Below are 15,590 nucleotides of genomic sequence, written 5' to 3' on the forward strand. Positions count from 1 at the left end.
CGACGTCGTAAGACAGCGGAGCGGTACGACGAGCAGGGCACCGGTTTCGTGCGGGCGGCAAGGCGGCGCGGCCACGTAGGTCGAGCGGCAGGACGCACCACACGGCGAACGGCAAGACGAACGGCAAGACGAACGGCAAGGCCAGCGACAAGGCGAGTGACAAGGCGAACGACAAGACGAACGACACGGTGAACGCCGGTACAACGGCGCGACGGAACGTCCACGCGGTGGCGCAAGGCGCCGCCCGCACGACAGCATCCGGCGCGGTGGTACGGCGGCAGTACATGGAGCGGTAGGCGCTGGAGCCCGGTCGCACGCGACCGTGGATCGCGCCACGACGTGCCCCGGAGCGTGGGCATGGACCGTTCACCCCGGCGGGCGCCGGGGGCGTGCAGGGGGCGCGAAGCGTGACGTCCCAAGGTGACGCAGGGTCGCAGGTCCCGGAGGGCGCGACCCTTTTTGGCATGTCCGGGGTGCGGTGATTTGGCGGAACGATTCCGCACTGGTGTCGCAGGGGTTTCGGAGCCTGGGGAGGCGCTGACCTGGGGCGCTCGGGGCACGAATGGGGTTTATCCGATGTTGCTCATGCTTGCGGTGGAATCAGCGGCTCCGGGGTGGTTCGCCGGGGATTCGGTGGGCAACTCTGATGTCGCGACGTCGTCACCACACGTAATGACCGGGTCGGTCGGCCAACTGCCCGGGTGTGAAGTCCACTTCGGTTTTCTGGAGGATAAAGACATGGCAAGCATCCGTACCGCCCGCGTCATCGCCGCCGTCGCCGCTCTTCCGCTCGCCGTCGCCTTGTTCGGCGGTGTGGCCACGGCCGACAACGGCTCGTTCGCGAACGACGGATCGAATGCGAGCGGCGCGAGCATCGTCGGCAGTGGCGTGGGTGGCAACAACAACGGCAACTCCTCCACGTCGCAGCAGGTCGCCACCGGCTCCGGTGCGTCCAACCAGAACAACACCGCGCAGGTCAACGGCTCGGCCTTCACCGCGATCCAGCAGCACAACCCGAACGTGGCGGTGAACTTCTTCCCCTTGTTCTGATCGTTCCGCATGCGGCCTGAGTCGCGATGAGTGTGGGGGGCGTCTGTGTGACCGGACCGGCTGGGGTCCGGTAGCGCAGGCGCCCTCCGGCGTTTCCCGGTCCGGACCGCCGGCCGTGCGCGTCCTGCCGCGACGGGCCGCGGTCGCCGTCCCACTGCGACGGCGCCTCGGTGGACCTTGACATCCACAGCCAATCTGACGGACAGTCAGGTCTCCGTTGATGTGATGCCGGGAGGCCCGCGCCGTGCACCTCGCCCCGACCGAAGGACAGTTGCGGCTCCGCGCCGAGCTGAGGGAGTACTTCGGGACCCTGATGCCGGACGGGCCTCCCGAGGAACCGACCGCACAACGTGCCCTGTTGCGCCGCATAGGCGCCGACGGGCTGCTCGGCCTCGGCTGGCCCGTCGAGTACGGAGGTCAAGGCAGGGGCTCCGACGAGCAGTTCGTCTTCTTCGACGAGGCCTACCGGGCCGGCGCGCCCGTCTCCATGGTCACGCTCAACACCGTCGGCCCGACCCTGATGAAGTACGGGACCCGGGAGCAGAAGGACTACTTCCTGCCCCGGATCCTCGCCGGGGAGATCGTCTTCGCCATCGGCTACTCGGAGCCCGAAGCCGGCACCGACCTGGCCTCGCTCCGCACCCGCGCCGTACGCGCCGTAGGCCACGAAGGCGCCGACCCGGGAGCCCCAGCAGCCCCAGCAGACTCAGGAGCCCCAGCAAAGCCGGCAGAAGCCGCCCGGGGCGATGACGCCGACTGGATCATCGACGGCCAGAAGATCTTCACGTCCAACGCCCAGAACGCCGACTGGATCTGGCTCGCCTGCCGCACCGACCCCGAGGCCCCCAAACACAAGGGCATCTCCATCATCCTGGTCCCCACCGACGCCCCCGGCTTCGCCTGGACCCCCATCGACACCGTCGGTGGCCTCACCACCACCGCCACCTACTACGACTCCATCCGCGTCCCCGCCGGCAACCTGGTCGGCCCCGAGCACGGCGGCTGGGGGCTGATCACGAACCAGCTCAACCACGAACGCGTGGCCCTCGCCGCCATCGGCATGCAGGCGGAGGACTTCTACGACCGCGCCCTCGCGCACGCCCGGACCCCCGACCCGGTCACCGGCGAACGGCCCGCCGACCGTCCCTGGGTACGGTCCCGGCTCGCCGAGGCACATGCCCGACTGGCTGCCGTACGCCTTCTCAACTGGCGCCTGGTCCAGGACGTGGGCAGCGGAGCCCTGGCCCCGGGCGACGCGAGCGGGGTGAAGTTCCTCGGTACCGAGTCCACCGTGGAGGTGTACCGAATGTGCCAGGAGGTCGTCGGCGAGGAGGCGCTGATCCGGGGCCCTTCGGCCTCCGCCGGAGGCGAGCTGGAGCGCCTGAACCGGGCCGCCCAGATCAACACCTTCGGCGGCGGGGTCAGCGAGGTCCAGCGGGAGATCGTCGCCATGATGCGGCTCGGCATGAAGGGGAGGAAGCGATGACGGCCGACGGAGCCGAAGGCGCGGCGGTGGGCACGCCCCCGCACGCCTCCACACGGGCAGCGGCGGGTACGCCCCCGCACGCATCGACAGAGGCAGCGCCGGATGCCGCGGCAGCGGAGGCCCGGTTCCACGCCCGGCTGACGGCCTTCGAGGGGAAGCCCGCCGCCACCGGGGGGCGGGCCAAGGACGCGGTCAACGCGCCGATGATCCGCCACTGGTGCGAGGCGATGGGGGACACCAACCCCGCCTACGCCGGCCCGGACGCCATCGCCCCGCCCACCATGCTCCAGGCCTGGACGATGGGCGGGCTCTCCGGGCACACCGACCGTTCCTCCGCCTACGACGAACTCCTCCTGCTCCTCGACGGCGCGGGCTGTACCTCCGTGGTGGCGACCGACTGCGAGCAGGAGTACCTCCGTCCGCTGCGCCCCGGCGACCGCGTCACCTTCGACGCCGTCATCGAGTCGGTGTCGGCGCGCAAGACGACCAAGCTGGGTGCCGGGTACTTCGTGACGACCCGGATGGACGTCCACGCGAACGGCGAACTCGCCGGCACCCACCGCTTCCGCATCCTCAAGTACGCGCCCGCCCCGAACCGGACCCGGCAGCCGAAGCAACCCGCCCGGCCGCGCCAGGAAGGCCACTCCCCCCGACCCGCCCGCCCCCGTCCCGTGATCAACCGCGACAACCAGGGTTTCTGGGACGGCGTCCGCGACCACACTCTGCTGATCCAGCGCTGCACGGCCTGCTCGACGCTCCGCTTCCCCTGGCTCCCCGGCTGCAACGCCTGCGCCTCCCCCGACTGGGACACGGTCCCGGCGAGCGGCGCCGGCACGGTCTTCTCGTACGTGGTCATGCACCACCCGCCGTTCCCGGCCTTCGACCCCCCGTACGCGGTCGCGCTCGTCGAACTCGCCGAGGGGGTCCGGATGATCAGCAACATCACCGGCGTCCCGTACGACAAGGTCCGCATCGGTCTGCCGGTCCAGTTGGAGTTCCTGCGCGTCGACGACACGCTCGAACTCCCCGTCTTTCGGGCGGAGGCGGGCTGACATGGACTTCCACCCCACCGAGGAGCAGGCCGCCGCGGTCGGTCTCGCCGCGCGGATCTTCCGGGACCTCGCCACCCACGAACGCCTCGCCGCCGCCGGCACCGGCAGTGACGCCGAGCTCTGGAAGGCCCTGACCGCTGCCGGGCTGATCGCCGCCGTGGAGGAGGTCGGGCTGCTCGGCCTGGTGCTGCTGCTGGAGGAGCAGGGCCGCACCACCGCGCAGGTTCCGTACGCGGCCACCTGCGCGTACGGAGTCCTCCCCGTGGCCCGCCACGGCAGTCCCGCGCAACGTGCCCGTCTGCTGCCCGCCCTGGGCACCGGCGAGGTGGTGGCCACCGGCGCTTTTCCGGCGCGCGGCCGGATCACCGCCGACCCCGACGGCCGGCTCACCGGTACCGCGCCGGCCGTGCCCTGGCTGCGCGACGCCACGCACGTCCTGGTGCCGGACGCGGCCGGGGCGCTGTGGTTCGTGGCGACGGACGCGCCCGGTGTGCGGATCTCGGCGGTGGAGACGACCGCGCCGTGGGCGGCCGGCGCGCTGTCCCTGGCCGGGGCGCGGGGCGAACGGCTCGGCGGTCCGCGGGCCCACGACGAGGTGCTGTCCGCCGCCCGCACCGCCTTCGCGGGCCTCCAGGCGGGCGTCTGCGCCGGGTCGTTGGCCCGCGCCGTGGAGTACACCTCCACCCGCGAACAGTTCGGCCGGCCGCTCTCCACCAACCAGGGGGTGATGCTGCGCGCCGCCGACGCGTACATGGACACCGAGGCGATCCGCGTCACCGCGTACGAGGCGGCATGGCGGATCGACACGGGCCTGCCGGCGCGCGAGCACGCGCTCACGGCGGCCTGGTGGGCCTCGGAGGCGGGCAAGCGGGTCGTTCACGCGGGCCAGCACCTGCACGGCGGCATGGGCGCCGACCTGGACCATCCCGTACACCGGCACTTCCTGTGGGGACGCCAACTGGACGCGTACCTGGGCTGCGGCAGTGAACTGCTCGCCGAGCTGGGCGCGCTCGTTTCGGACCCGGTGCCCGCCGGCGCCGCGACACCCGAGGAGGACGACGCATGAACGTCGGCGACACGCTGCCGCCGCTGGAGATCCCGGTCACCCGCACGCTGATCGTCGCCGGTGCGATCGCCTCCCGCGACTACCAGGACGTGCACCACGACGCGGAGCTCGCGCGGGAGAAGGGCTCCCCGGACATCTTCATGAACATCCTGACGACCAACGGTCTGGTCGGCCGGTACGTCACCGACCACCTCGGACCGTCCGCGGTGCTGCGCAAGGTGGCCATCCGCCTCGGCGCCCCCAACCACCCCGGCGACACCATGACCCTCACCGCGACCGTCGTCGCCCGCGACGGGGACACCGCGGAGATCCGTGTCGTCGGCGCCAACGGCGTCGGCCTGCACGTCACGGGAACCGTCACCGTCACCCTGGGGGACACGGCATGAGCGTCCGCACCCGCGACGGTCTCGGCGGCCGCGCCGCCATCGTCGGCATCGGCGCGACCGAGTTCTCCAAGGACTCCGGCCGCAGCGAACTGAAGCTGGCCGTGGAGGCCGTCCACGCCGCCTTGGACGACGCCGGACTGAGCCCCGCCGACGTCGACGGCATGGTCACCTTCACCATGGACACCAGCCCCGAGATCACCGTCGCGCAGGCGGCCGGCATCGGGGACCTCTCCTTCTTCTCGCGTATCCACTACGGGGGCGGAGCGGCCTGCGCCACCGTCCAGCAGGCCGCCCTCGCCGTCGCCACCGGCGTCGCCGAGGTGGTGGTCTGCTACCGCGCCTTCAACGAGCGCTCCGGCCGCCGCTTCGGCTCCGGCGTCCAGCAGCGCGAGCCCTCGGCGGAGGGGGCGGCACTGGGCTGGTCCCTGCCGTGGGGACTGCTGACCCCGGCCTCCTGGGTGGCGATGGCCGCCCAGCGCTACCTGCACAGCTACAACCTGACCCCCGAGGCCTTCGGCCATGTCGCGGTCACCGACCGGCGGCACGCCGCCAGCAATCCCGCCGCGTACTTCCACGGCAAGCCCATCACCCTCGCCGATCACGCGGCCTCGCGGTGGATCGTCGAACCGCTGCGGCTGCTGGACTGCTGTCAGGAGACGGACGGCGGACAGGCGATCGTCGTCACCACCACCGAGCGGGCCCGTCACCTGCGCCGGAAACCCGCCGTGATCACCGCCGCCGCCCAGGGCGCCGGTCGTCGCCAGGAGGCCATGACCTCCTTCCACCGCGACGACCTCACCGGTCTCCCCGAGATGAACGTGGTCGCCCGCCAACTGTGGCGGACCAGCGGGTTGCGCGCCTCGGACATCGACGTCGGCATCCTCTACGACCACTTCACCCCGTTCGTGCTCATGCAACTGGAGGAGTTCGGCTTCTGCGCACCCGGCGAGGCCGCCGATTTCGTCGCCGCCGACGCCCTGCCGTTGAACACCCACGGTGGCCAGCTCGGCGAGGCGTACCTGCACGGCATGAACGGCATCGCGGAGGCCGTCCGCCAGCTGCGGGGCACCTCCGTCAACCAGGTTCCGGGCGCCGCGCACACCCTGGTCACCGCCGGCACCGGGGTCCCGACCTCGGCCCTGATCCTCGGCGCCGACGACTGACGGGGCGGCTGACGGACGGCCGACGGCGGCCGAGCGGCCATCGAGCGACGGTCGGGGCGGGGAGTCGACCAAGGCCCGGGAACGGGCGGGCGCGGGCCGCCTCCTCCACCTTCAGGAGGTGGGGCACGGCCCGGCCCTACAACCTGAGACGGACCCCGCTTCGGCACCTGCGGCCGATCCGGTGGGCCCGCTCCGCTCCTAGCGTGGAGCCATGACCACGCCTGTGTGCACACTCGCCTCGAATCCGACGACGTACCCGTCGTTCTCGGCGTACGTCCGGACCCGCGGCTCGGTCCTGATGCGCACCGCGCGCTCCCTCACCGCCAACCCCTGCGACGCCGAGGACCTGCTGCAGACGGCCCTGGCCAAGACGTACGTGGCCTGGGACCGCATCGAGGACCACCGGGCCCTCGACGGCTACGTGCGGCGGGCGCTGGTCAACACCCGCACTTCGCAGTGGCGCAAGCGCAAGGTGGACGAGTTCGTCTGCGACGAGCTTCCGGAGAGCGAGGAGCCGCCGGCCACCGACCCCGCGGAGGCGCAGGCGCTGCGCGACGCCATGTGGCGCGCGGTGACCCGGCTGCCCGACCGGCAACGGGCGATGGTGGTGCTCCGCTACTACGAGGACCTGAGCGAGGCGCAGACCGCCGAGCTGCTCGGGGTATCGGTGGGCACGGTCAAGAGCGCGGTCTCCCGCGCCCTGGTCAAGCTGCGCGAGGACCCGGAACTCACCGTCGTCCGATGAGGACGCGTGTCACCGTGTTTCACGTGAAACAACAGGACGCCCGTCACCGTGCGCCGTTTCACGTGAAACATCGCCAGGGTTTCCACCCGTGAGGTAGTGACATGCCGACCGGTACGTGCGCAGAATCGGCAGCATCCGTAGCCGCCGCAGCGCCGCAGCGCTCACCGGGAGGACGCTTTGCTGAGCACGATGCAGGACGTACCGCTCCTCGTCACCCGCATACTCCAGCACGGGATGACGATCCACGGGAAGTCCCAGGTCACGACCTGGACCGGGGAGGCCGAGCCGCATCGTCGCAGCTTCGCCGAGATCGGTACCCGCGCCACCCGCCTCGCCAACGCCCTGCGCGACGAACTCGGCGTCCGGCAGGACGACCGGGTCGCGACCCTCATGTGGAACAACGCCGAACACGTGGAGGCGTACTTCGCGATTCCCTCCATGGGCGCCGTTCTGCACACGCTGAACCTGCGACTGCCTCCCGAGCAGCTGGTCTTCATCGTCAACCACGCGGCCGACCGGGTCGTGCTGGTCAACGGCACCCTGCTCCCGCTCCTGGTCCCGCTGCTGCCGCACCTGCCCACCATCGAGCACGTGGTCGTCGCGGGCGTCGGGGACCGCTCCGGGCTCGAAGGCCTCGACGTGCGCGTGCACGAGTACGAGGAACTCCTGGCGGGGCGCCCGGACACCTATGCCTGGCCCGAGCTGGACGAGCGCCAGGCCGCGGCCATGTGCTACACCTCCGGCACCACCGGCGACCCCAAGGGCGTCATCTACTCGCACCGCTCCGTCTACCTGCACTCGATGCAGGTGAACATGGCCGAGTCGATGGGTCTGACGGACCGGGACACCACGCTCGTCGTCGTTCCGCAGTTCCACGTCTGTGGGCCTAAAGGGGCATCAGGGCGGCGAGGCCGGTTGACCTGCTCACCGCATAGGCCACGGGGGAAAGTGACGCACCGCGCGGCCTGTGGCAACAGCGGTGCCGGTCGCGTGCTCGCGGGAGGCCGCCATGTTTAGCACCATGCAGGACGCCCCGTTGACTGTGAGCCGCATCCTGCGGCACGGCGTACGGGTCCACGGTTCGTCGTCGGTCATCACCTGGACGGGGTCGGGCGCGGCGCGACGGCGCAGCTTCGCCGAGGTGGGCGCGCGTGCCGCGCAGCTGGCTCACGCGCTCCGTGAGCTGGGTGTCGGCGAGGGTGACGTTACGGGAACCTTGATGTGGAACAACTCTGAGCATGTGGAGGCGTACTTTGCTGTGCCGTCCATGGGCGCAGTGCTCCATACCCTGAATCTGCGGCTTCCGGCGGACCAGCTGAGTTACATCGCGCGCCACGCGGGCGACAAGGTGATCTTGGTCAATGGCTCGTTGGTCGGGTTGCTGCTCCCGATCCTTCCGAACTTGCCACGGCTTGAGCACGTGGTCGTGTCCGGCGCGGTGGCGGACGATGCCCGTGCGGCGTTGGCCGCGGCTACCGGCGTGCACGTGCACGAGTACGAGGAACTGCTCGCGGGGCACCCCACGGCCTATGACTGGCCAGAGCTGGACGAGCGGCGGGCGGCCTCGCTCTGCTACACGTCCGGGACGACCGGCGAGCCGAAGGGGGTCGCGTACTCGCATCGGTCCATCTATCTGCACTCCATGCAAGTCAACATGGCCGAGTCGATGGGGCTCACTGACGCGGATCTTTCGCTTGTGATCGTCCCGCAATTTCACTGCAATTCGTGGGGTTTGCCTCACGCGGCGTTCATGACCGGCGTGAACATGCTGATGCCCGATCGGTTCTTGCAGCCCGGCCCGATCGCCGAAATGATCGAGCGCGAGCGACCGACGCACGCCGCGGCTGTGCCCACCATTTGGCAAGGATTGCTTGCTGAGTTGACCGCGAAACCGCGTGATGTCAGCACCCTGACTCAGGTTACGATCGGCGGCTCGGCCTGCCCCCCTGCCCTGATGAAGGCATTCGACGATATCGGAATGCGGGTCTTCCACGCCTGGGGCATGACCGAGACATCGCCGCTGGGCACGGTAGCGAGGCCGCCGGCCAAGGTGGCGCCCGGCTCCGAGGAAGAGTTCGCCTATCGGCTCACTCAGGGCCGTTTTCCGGCGGGCGTCGAGGGGCGCCTCATTGGTCCGGGCGGCGAAGAACTTCCGTGGGATGGCGCGTCGGCCGGTGAGTTGGAAGTGCGCGGGCCGTGGATCGCCGGCGCGTACTTCGGCGGGATCGAGGGCGAGGCCACGCGTCCGGCTGACAAGTTCAGCGAGGACGGATGGTTGAAGACCGGCGATGTCGGGACGATCAGCGCAGACGGATACCTGACCCTCACTGACCGGGCAAAGGACGTGATCAAGTCGGGCGGCGAGTGGATTTCGTCGGTCGAACTTGAGAACGTCCTCATGTCCCACCCCGACGTTGCCGAGGCCGCCGTCGTGGCCGTCCCGGATGAGAAGTGGGGAGAGCGGCCGTTGGCAACCGTGGTGCTCCGGGAGGGTGCCGCGGCTGACTGGTCCGCCCTGCGGGAACACCTTGCCTCCAACGGGATCGCACGGTGGCAGCTGCCGGAACGGTGGGCCCTGGTGGCTGAGGTGCCCAAGACGAGCGTTGGGAAGTTCGACAAGAAGGTGTTGCGCGGACGCTACGCGGACGGCGAGTTGCAGGTCGCGCGGGTCTGACAGCCAACGGCCCCATGCCGAGCAGGACGCGGCCCCGGTACCTCACCAGGTACCGGGGCCGTTCCGTCCGGCCCGCCGCGCCGCGCGGGGGAAACAGCGACGGCGGGCCTCCCCGCTACCGTCTCACTGGGGTGGGTAGCGGGGGGCGTCGGACGCGCGCCACGGGACGCGCGCCGCAGGTGGCTGAACCCCTGTGGGGGGCCGGGTGCTGCCTTGTACGCTCGGCGCGTGGGTCGGCCCGGGGTATGCATCACTCCGGGGCGGCCCCATTTGCGAGCCGGTCACACGTGGTACGTCGTGCCCCACCGCATCGTGCTGCGTTCGAAGGACCCGCGTGCGTGCGCGCCGATCTCCTCTTGACTGGCCCCGGCGTCGAGCGGGTCGAGCAGGACGCAGATGCGCAGTGGCTTGCCGGTGGCGACCAGGCGTGCCCATGACGGAGCCGCGGGCACGCAGAGCCGGTACGTGTCGTCGCCGTAGTCGAGCCACGGTTTACCGCGCCGTATGCGGATGCGGTGCCCGATGTGCGGCGGGTGTGCGTCGCTCGGGCCGAGGCGCAGCGCGTCGGCGAACGACCGCATTCCCTCGGCGATGCGCTCGGCGCTCTCGTGCGCGAGACGGGGCGGCACGTGGTAGGCAATCAGCTGGGCGAGGGTGAACGCCCCGGTTCTGTGGATGCCGGTCGCGAGGTGGATACCGGAGACGAACCCGGGGCCGGGTGGGGCCATGGTCTCGGGCGTGGTCATGATCCCTTCACCTCCGCCCACACCGACTTGCCCATCGGGATGTCGTCGACTCCCCATGAGCCGGGGCATAGGGCGTTGAGGATGATCAACCCTCGCCCGCGGTCGCGGTGCTCGGACTCGGGGCGGGGCCGGGGCTGTCGGCGCACGGGGTCGTGTACCTCGATGCGTGTCCGGCTGTCGTCGGCGTCGAGCACGACGCGTACGGAGTCCTCGGGTTCGGTGCCGTAGCGAATCGAGTTGGTGACCAGCTCGCACGTGACCAGTACCGCCGTGTCGAGGTAGTCCTCGGACGCGCCCGGAACGTGGTACGTGACGAACTCGCGTACGAACTCGCGCGCCGCTTTGGCGGATTGGGGTTCGCCAGGCAGTAAGAGAATCGGCGGCGGGCCGACAGGTGGTGTGCAGCAGGCGGGCAGACCGGCCCGCTGTAGTTCGATCATGCTTGTCCCCTCACGGGTGAGCGCCAGAGCGCGCAGGTATTTCGTAGCACGCTCCGGGCAGCTTTGACCTTTCGTCACAACAGATTGCTCCCTCAACTCTCCGTAGTGCAAGCCCTATCGTGACATCGTAGAAATCTGCATATGCCGGTAGGAGGGGAGCGCAGTGTGTTAAGTACGCAGGTGACAGCCGATGACGGGTGCGGGCAGACTGTCGAGCAAGTCACCGAAGGGGAGGGGAAGAACGTGAGTGCGCCTACAGTGCGCCGTCGGCGCCTCGGTGCGAAGCTGCGAGCGCTGCGCGCCGAACTCACCCTCGAAGAGGTCGCCGAGCGTTCCGATGGCCTGTTCGTGTACTCCAAGCTGTCGAGGATCGAGACGGCGAAGAGTCCGGCCAAGGCAAAGGACATCGACGCCCTGCTCGACCTGTACGTCACGTTGGGCCGGGAGGTAAGCGACGAACTGCGCGCCGCGCTGCTCACGCTCACCAAGGAAGGCGCGCAGCGCGGTTGGTGGCACTCGTACCGGGGCGTCCTCACGCCCGTGTATGAGGATCTGATCAGCCTTGAGGCCGAGGCCGAATCGGTGTCGTCGTGGCAGCTGGGTGTGATCCCCGGCCTGCTCCAAACCGGCGAGTACGCCCGTGAGATCATCCGGGCAACGGCCATGTCTGAGGCAGTCGAGGCGCGTGTCGATGCCTTGGTCGAGGTGCGCCTCGCGCGGCAAGCTGTGCTGACCCGCGAGGACCCGCTCGCCCTGTGGGCGATCGTCGCCGAGCAGGCCCTACGCTCAACGTCCGAGGGCGACGGCGTGATGCATGAGCAGCTTGGCCGGTTGCTGGCCATGGGGAAGCGGCCGAACGTGAACGTACAGGTGTTGCCTGCCAACGCGCCGTTGCATGTCGGGCAGCTGGGCAGCTTCACCGTTCTGGGCTTCGGCCCCCATGCTGACCTCGACGTGGTTCACACGGAGGGGTTGACCTCGGCTCTGTACGTCGAGGAACGCGAGCAGGTCGCCGCTCACCGGGATGCCTGGCAACGGCTTACCTCCGCCGCGCTCTCGGTCGAGGCTTCGGCGGAACTGATTACCGAGATAAGGAAGAACGCATGACACATGTTGACGACGCCTCCACCCTGCCCGTGACGTGGTGGAAGTCCACGTACAGCGACAGCGGGGCACAGTGCGTCGAGTGCGGGATCGTAAGTGCCGAGACGGTGGCCGTTCGGGACAGCAAGGACCCGCACGGGCCCGCGCTGCTGTTCGGCCGCGCCGCGCTGTCGTCCTTCGCCGCGGCGGCGGCGGCCGGAGAGTTCAGCCAGAGGTAAGGGAGCCACGTACGCAACGACGGCCCGCCCCCGCGGCATTCGGGGGCGGGCCGTCCGTCGTGCGGGCCCTGGGCGCGAGCCTACGGCGAGCAGGCCGCCGGGGGAACAAGACAACGCCCCCCGTACGGCCACAGACGGCCGTACGGGGGGCGTTGCTCATGTACGGGTGGCGAGCTGCCACAGGGTGAGTGCGAGGCCGACCAGGCCGACCAGGGCGGCAATGCTCGGCAGGGGCCACCGGGCGCGTTCGAGGGCGTCGAGCCGGGCTATGTCCCGCTTCTGGCGCTCGGTCTCGCCGCGCTCGACGATGTCGAGGCGTACGTCGTGGTCGTCGAGTCGCCGGGTGTGGTCCTTGATCTGCTCGTCGGTGTGGTCGTGGCGCTGCATGAGCAGTGCGAGGGCGCCGTCGGTGCGGGTGAACCCGACCTCGATCGTGCGCCTGATCCTCTCCAACTCAACGGCGACCGCTGCGGGGTCGGACGGTGAGGGGCTGGTCACTTCGGGGTGCCCCCGGCGTCCGGCGCGGTGTCGACCAGGCCGAGGCCGAACCGGTCGAGCAGGGCCTCGATGCTCGGCAGGGCCATGATGCGGGCGAGGCCGCCGGCTGCGGCGAGACCGGCGGCGACCCACGGCAGGGACTCGGGCACGCCGGACGCGTCCACGATGGCGGGCAGGGCGACGGCGAACCCGACGATGCCCTGTATGACGGTCCGTACGGTGCGCTTGTTGGCGTCGGTCATGCGGTGGTGCTCCTGTTCTGGGTGGGCCCGCCCCGGCGAACCTCGCGGGGCGGGCGGGTAGGGGGAAGGCGTGGTCACGCGGTGACGGTGAACCCGCGCTTCCGCGCGAGGGCGTCGAGGGAGGCGCGGCCGGGGATGCCGTCGGCGGCGGCGCCGCTGTACCCGCATCGCTGCTGCCACTTGCGGTATGCGGCGACGGTCGTCGAGCCGAAATGCCCATCGACGTACTTCCGGGCGAGCAGTCCCTCGGCGGCGAGGGCGTCCTCGACGATCCGGGCGCCCGCGTACGCCACGGGAGTACCGGACTTGGCCGGGTCGCGCCGGGCGGCGGTGATCAGCTGCGAGAGGTCGACGACCTTCGCGGCCGGCTTGCTCGGCTGCGAGGGGGTGCTCGGCTTGCTCGGCGCGGTGTCGTCGTCGAGCAGATGGGCGACGCGCGCCCGGATCTTGTCCATGGTGAGGGCGGGCCCGCCCTTCTTGCCGATCGGGCCGCGCGGGTCGATCTTGCCCGGCTGCCACTCCGAGTGTCCGATCACGGACTCGGCGCCCCACCCGTGCGCGCGGCAGATACCGGCGGCGGCGCGGGCGATGCCCTCGACCTGGTCCTCGGGCCACGGGTCGACGTTGTCGCCGAGGTTGATCGCCTCGAACCCGTAGAACGCGCTGTTCCCGTCGGTGTTCGCCTCGTTGTCGGCGGGGAGCGGCGACCGCTCGGCGATCACGGCGTCGAGTACGTCGTCGTCGCCGCTGCCCGCGTGGTTGGCGCGGCCGTAGCCGACCAGGTGCACAGTGCCGGTCTTGTCGATGACGCCATGGCACAGGGGGCCGGGCAGGGTGCTGTGTCCGTCGCGGCACAGGGCGACGCTGTGCGCGGTGCCTGTGGTCACGGTGTGGTGGATCATCACGCCGCGCAGCGGGCCCCACGCGCCCTTGTGGTTGCGGTTGTGGGTGCGCCACGAACCGACCTTGACGACGCTCACGCCCTCGCGCTTGATGGCGTCGCGGAACGCGGTCGCGGACAGGGGGGATGCCATAGGGGGTGTCTCCAGACATGAAAAAACGCCCTCGGCGCGGTGCCGGGGCGTACGGGTCGAGCGGGGTGCGATCAGGCGGCGAGGGCCACGATCGGGATGTCGTGGTCAGAGAGCGCGGTCGCGGCCGTCGGGCTCACCGTGGTGGGGAGCGTGCTTTGTGCCGCGACGTACCACGCGCGCGGGAACGGGGTCGTGGTCATGAAGAAGTTGGCGGCGGCGACGGGCGCCTCGTTCTGCACGTGGAAGAACGCGAAATCGGCCGTGCCGCCCACGGTCATGAGCCACGCCACCCAGTACCGGCCGGGGGCGAGCGTGGTCGAGGTGAACGACAGGGGCACGGCGCCGATGTGGTTCGCGTCCATGGCGGGGAGCGTGCCGGTTTCCTGACCGGCCATGGTGAGCGCGACGGCGCTCGACGCGACGACGCGCGTCCCGTCCTCGCGGTAGATGCCGGCCATGTAGCGGTTGGTCGTCACGCCCCCGTACCCGCGGGCGAACATCACGGCCTTGGTGACCGTGGTCGGCTCCGTGATGTTTACGCCGGTCAGGTAGAGGCGCTGCGGGGCGAGGTACTTCGCGGCGGGGTTGGCCACGCCGTACGGGTCGCACGCCCACGCCTGAAAACCGAGGGCCTGCGGGGTCCATACGTTCTTGGGGACGGCGGTCGGTACCTGTGCGATCGGGAGCCGGGTCGAGGCGTCGAGGGAAGCGACGCCGTTCGCCGCGGCGCGCGCGGTCGTGGCGAGGGCTCCCACGGCGGCGGCCGTGTGCGTGTGCCCGGCGGTCGCCGCTCCCACGTCGGCGGCGGCGAGGACTACGTCGCCGGTCTGGGTGTTGACCGAGGACACAGCACCCCCGCCGCTGCTGGTCGGCAGCTGGGCGGCGGGTACCTTCCCGTCCGTGCCCAGCTGCGCGACGCCGTTCGCGGCACCGGCGGCGGTCGCTGGGATGGCGCCCACGTCGGCGGCGGTGAGGACGACCGCGGCGACGGACTGCCCGTTGACGGACTGCACGACGCCCGGCGCTCCCGGCGTGCCGGCCGCTCCGGGCGTACCGGTCGCACCCGTGTTGCCCGTGCTTCCCTTGGCGCCGACCAGGGACGCGAGCCACTGGGCGCGGGTGCCGCTGTAGCCGGCGGCGACGGCGACCGCGTACGCGTCGGCGCCCGCCGGTCCGGTGCTGCCGATGTTGCCCTTGACGCCCTGAGCGCCGACCAGGGACGCGAGCCACTGGGCGACGGTCCCAGCGAACCCCTGCTCGACGGCGACCTCGTACGCGCTGTCGCCGCGTACGGCGACGTAGGACGGTGTCGAGGGGTCGGTCGGCGCGATGTCGGCGAGGTCGACCGCGGGCGACTCGGCGGGCAAGAGGATCTGATAGACGCGGTTCACGGCGACGCCCGCGAGCTGTTCGGCGACCTGGTACGACCAGTCGCTCGGGTTCATGCCGGGTGCGTCGGTCGCCGGTAGGACGACCTCGAACGCCCCTGTGGAGTCGAGCGGCGCGGTAACGGGCCCGCCGAGGATCACGTCGTATGCGCCGAACGTGACCAGGGACGGGGCCCGCAACACGACCTGTCCCGTGAGTGGGCGGCCGTCAGGGGTGAGGAACCGGCCCGTCAACTGGACTGTCGGTATCCCCTCGGGGAGCGGCATCGGGGGTTTCCTCCATGGTCGGCGGTGCGTA

General features: G+C 70.6%; 16 protein-coding genes and 1 pseudogene. 11 read left to right on the plus strand and 6 right to left on the minus strand.

Translation table 11 applies throughout. The annotated features are described in order from the left end of the window. Nucleotides 1–738: 738 nt before the first annotated feature. The 9 genes and pseudogenes from OTB19_RS21980 to OTB19_RS22020 all read left to right on the plus strand — a co-directional run bounded on the left by OTB19_RS21980 (nucleotide 739) and on the right by OTB19_RS22020 (nucleotide 9,622). On the plus strand, nucleotides 739–1,050 hold the full coding sequence (locus tag OTB19_RS21980) for a hypothetical protein (RefSeq protein ID WP_267800072.1): 312 nt from the start codon (nucleotides 739–741) through the stop codon (nucleotides 1,048–1,050). Nucleotides 1,051–1,294: 244 nt separating this feature from the next. Continuing rightward, nucleotides 1,295–2,536 (plus strand): acyl-CoA dehydrogenase family protein, encoded by a 1,242-nt coding sequence (locus OTB19_RS21985; RefSeq protein ID WP_267800073.1) that lies wholly within the window; start codon nucleotides 1,295–1,297, stop codon nucleotides 2,534–2,536. Beyond that, nucleotides 2,533–3,588, plus strand: a complete 1,056-nt coding sequence (locus OTB19_RS21990) for a bifunctional MaoC family dehydratase N-terminal/OB-fold nucleic acid binding domain-containing protein (RefSeq protein ID WP_267800074.1) — start codon at nucleotides 2,533–2,535, stop codon at nucleotides 3,586–3,588. Before OTB19_RS21985 ends, OTB19_RS21990 begins: the two co-directional genes overlap by 4 nt. A gap of 1 nt (nucleotide 3,589) precedes the next feature. Then, complete coding sequence (locus tag OTB19_RS21995; protein ID WP_267800075.1) at nucleotides 3,590–4,654, plus strand: acyl-CoA dehydrogenase family protein; 1,065 nt, start codon at nucleotides 3,590–3,592, stop codon at nucleotides 4,652–4,654. Beyond that, on the plus strand, nucleotides 4,651–5,040 hold the full coding sequence (locus OTB19_RS22000; RefSeq protein ID WP_267800076.1) for a MaoC family dehydratase: 390 nt from the start codon (nucleotides 4,651–4,653) through the stop codon (nucleotides 5,038–5,040). The genes OTB19_RS21995 and OTB19_RS22000 overlap by 4 nt, the downstream gene beginning before the upstream one ends. Then, a complete protein-coding gene (locus tag OTB19_RS22005) occupies nucleotides 5,037–6,203 on the plus strand; it encodes a lipid-transfer protein (protein WP_267800077.1) in 1,167 nt (388 codons plus the stop codon). Before OTB19_RS22000 ends, OTB19_RS22005 begins: the two co-directional genes overlap by 4 nt. A gap of 211 nt (nucleotides 6,204–6,414) precedes the next feature. Further along, entirely contained in the window at nucleotides 6,415–6,948 is a 534-nt protein-coding gene (locus OTB19_RS22010) for a SigE family RNA polymerase sigma factor (RefSeq protein WP_267800078.1), read from the plus strand. 177 nt (nucleotides 6,949–7,125) lie between these two features. Beyond that, nucleotides 7,126–7,827, plus strand: a pseudogene (locus tag OTB19_RS22015) (AMP-binding protein); the annotation flags it as partial. A 130-nt stretch (nucleotides 7,828–7,957) separates the two neighbouring features. Continuing rightward, a complete protein-coding gene (locus OTB19_RS22020) occupies nucleotides 7,958–9,622 on the plus strand; it encodes a long-chain fatty acid--CoA ligase (RefSeq protein WP_267800079.1) in 1,665 nt (554 codons plus the stop codon). Between the two features lie 281 nt (nucleotides 9,623–9,903). On the opposite strand, the gene OTB19_RS22025 is transcribed toward OTB19_RS22020, so the two are convergent. Together OTB19_RS22025 and OTB19_RS22030 are read right to left on the minus strand one after the other, a co-directional pair. Continuing rightward, nucleotides 9,904–10,368 (minus strand): hypothetical protein, encoded by a 465-nt coding sequence (locus tag OTB19_RS22025; protein WP_267800080.1) that lies wholly within the window; start codon nucleotides 10,366–10,368, stop codon nucleotides 9,904–9,906. Beyond that, a complete protein-coding gene (locus OTB19_RS22030) occupies nucleotides 10,365–10,808 on the minus strand; it encodes an ATP-binding protein (protein ID WP_267800081.1) in 444 nt (147 codons plus the stop codon). Before OTB19_RS22030 ends, OTB19_RS22025 begins: the two co-directional genes overlap by 4 nt. 243 nt (nucleotides 10,809–11,051) lie before the next feature. On the opposite strand from OTB19_RS22030, the gene OTB19_RS22035 reads away from it, so the two are divergent. Further along, complete coding sequence (locus tag OTB19_RS22035) at nucleotides 11,052–11,915, plus strand: helix-turn-helix transcriptional regulator (RefSeq protein ID WP_324290535.1); 864 nt, start codon at nucleotides 11,052–11,054, stop codon at nucleotides 11,913–11,915. Beyond that, nucleotides 11,912–12,130 (plus strand): DUF397 domain-containing protein, encoded by a 219-nt coding sequence (locus tag OTB19_RS22040; protein WP_267800083.1) that lies wholly within the window; start codon nucleotides 11,912–11,914, stop codon nucleotides 12,128–12,130. Before OTB19_RS22035 ends, OTB19_RS22040 begins: the two co-directional genes overlap by 4 nt. Nucleotides 12,131–12,286: 156 nt before the next feature. Here the strand turns inward: OTB19_RS22040 and OTB19_RS22045 are convergent, their stop codons facing one another. From OTB19_RS22045 to OTB19_RS22060, 4 genes are all read right to left on the minus strand, one after another. After that, the gene (locus OTB19_RS22045; protein ID WP_267800084.1) at nucleotides 12,287–12,628 is read right to left on the minus strand and encodes a hypothetical protein; all 342 of its coding nucleotides are present in this window, start codon (nucleotides 12,626–12,628) and stop codon (nucleotides 12,287–12,289) included. Further along, the gene (locus OTB19_RS22050; RefSeq protein WP_267800085.1) at nucleotides 12,625–12,870 is read right to left on the minus strand and encodes a hypothetical protein; all 246 of its coding nucleotides are present in this window, start codon (nucleotides 12,868–12,870) and stop codon (nucleotides 12,625–12,627) included. The genes OTB19_RS22045 and OTB19_RS22050 overlap by 4 nt, the downstream gene beginning before the upstream one ends. A 74-nt stretch (nucleotides 12,871–12,944) precedes the next feature. Beyond that, on the minus strand, nucleotides 12,945–13,904 hold the full coding sequence (locus OTB19_RS22055; RefSeq protein ID WP_267800086.1) for an N-acetylmuramoyl-L-alanine amidase: 960 nt from the start codon (nucleotides 13,902–13,904) through the stop codon (nucleotides 12,945–12,947). Nucleotides 13,905–13,975: 71 nt separating this feature from the next. Then, nucleotides 13,976–15,559: a hypothetical protein gene (locus OTB19_RS22060; protein WP_267800087.1), complete on the minus strand. Its 1,584-nt coding sequence runs from the start codon at nucleotides 15,557–15,559 to the stop codon at nucleotides 13,976–13,978. Nucleotides 15,560–15,590 lie beyond the last annotated feature (31 nt).

Origin of the sequence: Streptomyces sp. H27-H5 (genome assembly GCF_026627505.1) — a bacterium.
Classification (GTDB): Bacteria; Actinomycetota; Actinomycetes; order Streptomycetales; family Streptomycetaceae; genus Streptomyces.